Here is a 2,499-nt window from a genome sequence, read left to right on the forward strand (position 1 = left end):
GGGGGGGGGGGGGGCGCCGGGGGGGCCGGGGGCCGGCCGGCGGGGGGGAGGGGGGGGCGGGCCCCGGGGGGGGGGGGGGGCGCGGGGCGGCGCCCGTGCCTGTGTTTGCGCCCGTGTCTGTGGCTGCGCCCGCGCCCGTGTCTGTGCCCGGGGGTGGGCCGTGCGGTGGTTGGGCCGCACTCGCTGAGGGCTTGGCCCGCCTGCGGGTCCGGTCGGGCTCCAGGAGCCGGGCGCGCGCTCCGGGAACGGGTCGCGCCCCCGTTGGCGGTGGCTGGCCGCGCCGGTCAGGCCCCCGCGCCGGTCAGGCCCCCGCGCCGGCCGGTGCGGCGTGCCCCCGGGTGAGGTGTGCGAGGGCGCGCCACTGGTCCAGCGGGAGGGCGGCCGGGTCCGTCGGTAGCGCCTGGAGGCACACGTGGTCGGCGCCGGCCGCCCGATGGGCCGCCACCCGGCGCGCGGCCTCCTCCTCGCCGATCGCCACCAGCGCGTCGACCAGCCGGTCGCTCCCGCCGTCGGCGAAGTCCGCTTCGGTGAACCCGAGCCGCTGCCAACTGGCCCGGTACGGGGCGGCCGGCAGATAGCCCGCGATGTGTTGGCGCGCCCGTGCCCTGGCCTCGGTGGGGTCCGCCGCGACGACCACGGCCTGCTCCACGACCAGCGTGCGGTCCGGCCCGATCGCGGCCCTGGCCCGCGCCGTGTGCTCGGGGGTGACCAGATAGGAGAAGGCGCCGGCCGCGCGGTCCCGGGCCAGGGCGAGGGCGCGCGGGCCCAGCGCGGCCAGCAGTCGGGGCGCCGGCGGCGGCTCGGCCCCGTCGATGCCGGCCAGAGCACGGATCGGGTCCGGCGCGTCCAGGCCGTCCAGATGCTCGCGCAGCGCGGTCAACGGCCGTTCGTAGCGCAGCCCGAGCACCCCCTCGACCAGTCGCGCGTGCGAGGTGCCGAGGCCCAGGACGAACCGGCCCGGATGGGCGTCGAGCAGGGCGCGGGACTGGAGCCTGACCGTGCGTGGATGGCGGCCCCAGATCACCGCGATGCCGGTGCCGACCACGAGCGAACGGGTGGCGCCGAGCAGGGTGGCCGCTTCCATGAACGGGTCGCGGACCAGCCCTTCGCTGAGCCAGACGGCGCCGTAACCGAGCGCCTCGACCTCGGCCGCGGCCTCGGCGGACGCCGCCGGCGGTCGTCGGTCCATGCCGGGCACCCACAGGCCCACGGCGCCGATGGACGGCAGGGCAGACTCCACGGACTACCTCCCTAGTAGAATCCGGAGTGGCGCTCCGAATCGTAGCGGAGTGCCACTCCGTTATGAAGTTCCGGGAGGTCGGTGGGTGAACGCGGAACCCAGGCGCAAGGACGCCGTGCGCAATCGGGCCCGGCTGGTCGAGGTGGCGGGCGCGCTCTTCGCCGAGGTGGGTACGGAAGCGGCGTCGATGAACGACATCGCCCGGCGCGCCGGTGTCGGCCCCGGCACCCTGTGGCGGCACTTCGCGGACAAGGAGGCGCTGGTGGCCGAGGTCGTCGGGCAGAGCCTTGACGACCTGTCGGCCCTCGCCCGCGACCTGCTCGCCGACCCCGCCCAACCCGACCCGATCACGCCGTGGACCGCCGCACTGGTGCGCCACATCGGCCACTACCGCGGCTTCGCCACGCGGTACGCGCACGCGTCGCGCGCGCCCGAAGGTCCGCTGGGCACCCGCTGTCAGGCCGTCGAGCGGGCCGCGGCCGAACTGGTCGACCACGCGCGGGCGCGCGGGCGGGTGCGGGCCGATCTGACGGCGACGGAGCTGATCGGGTTGGCGACGGCCATCGCGTGGCTGAACGAGTCCACGGGGCTGGGGCCGGCGGCTTCCGGCGGGCCGGACGCGGTTGCGCTGACCGGTGCAGTGTCGGCCGGTGCCGCGCAGATCGATCCCGCCCCGGCGGTTCCGGCGGACGCCGTGCCGGACGCCGTTCCGGCCGTTCCGCCGGGCGCTCCGTCCGATGCCGCCTCGCGCCTGCTGGCCCTGGTCTTCGACGGGGTGCGACCGCGTTGAGTGGGCTGTTGCATTGAGGGCGACGGTCCGGTGGTGGGGGGCTCTTCCGTGGGGGGCGGGGCGTTCTGCTGGGCCGTGTGCTTCGTCGGGCGGTTCGCGGGGCCGGGTGCCCGTCGCGTCAGGTGCTCGCGCTGCCGGGCCGCGGGTCCGGGTGGGCGGCGGAGGGGCGCCCGTACGCCTGCCCGTACACCAGCCCGTGCGTCTGCCCGCGCGCGCTCGCATGTGTGGGTGGTACTGCTCGGGGTGTGCGGCTGACTGACCGCCTGTCCACGCACGCCCGTATGCGCGTCTGTGGTGCCTTCGCGCCCAACCCTCTGAACTCTCTAACCCTCTGCCGACCCATCGACCTGCTGACCTGCTGATCTGTCGGCGCATCGATGGCCGGGGCCCCCCCCCGCCCCCCCCCGAGCGGCCCGCGCCCCCCCCCCCCCAGCCCCCGCCCCAGCAGGCGGCCGATGCGCGGCCCCGC

The 2,499-nt window shown here is 77.2% G+C and carries 2 protein-coding genes; one reads left to right on the plus strand and one right to left on the minus strand.

The features are described 5' to 3' along the window. Positions 1-301 precede the first annotated feature (301 nt). Positions 302-1,240: a TIGR03620 family F420-dependent LLM class oxidoreductase gene (locus AAHZ94_RS32560; protein ID WP_349997312.1), complete on the minus strand. Its 939-nt coding sequence runs from the start codon at positions 1,238-1,240 to the stop codon at positions 302-304. Between the two features lie 85 nt (positions 1,241-1,325). On the opposite strand from AAHZ94_RS32560, the gene AAHZ94_RS32565 reads away from it, so the two are divergent. Beyond that, complete coding sequence (locus AAHZ94_RS32565) at positions 1,326-2,030, plus strand: TetR/AcrR family transcriptional regulator (RefSeq protein WP_349997313.1); 705 nt, start codon at positions 1,326-1,328, stop codon at positions 2,028-2,030. Positions 2,031-2,499 lie beyond the last annotated feature (469 nt).

Source organism: Streptomyces sp. HSW2009 (genome assembly GCF_040240285.1).
GTDB lineage: Bacteria > Actinomycetota > Actinomycetes > Streptomycetales > Streptomycetaceae > Streptomyces.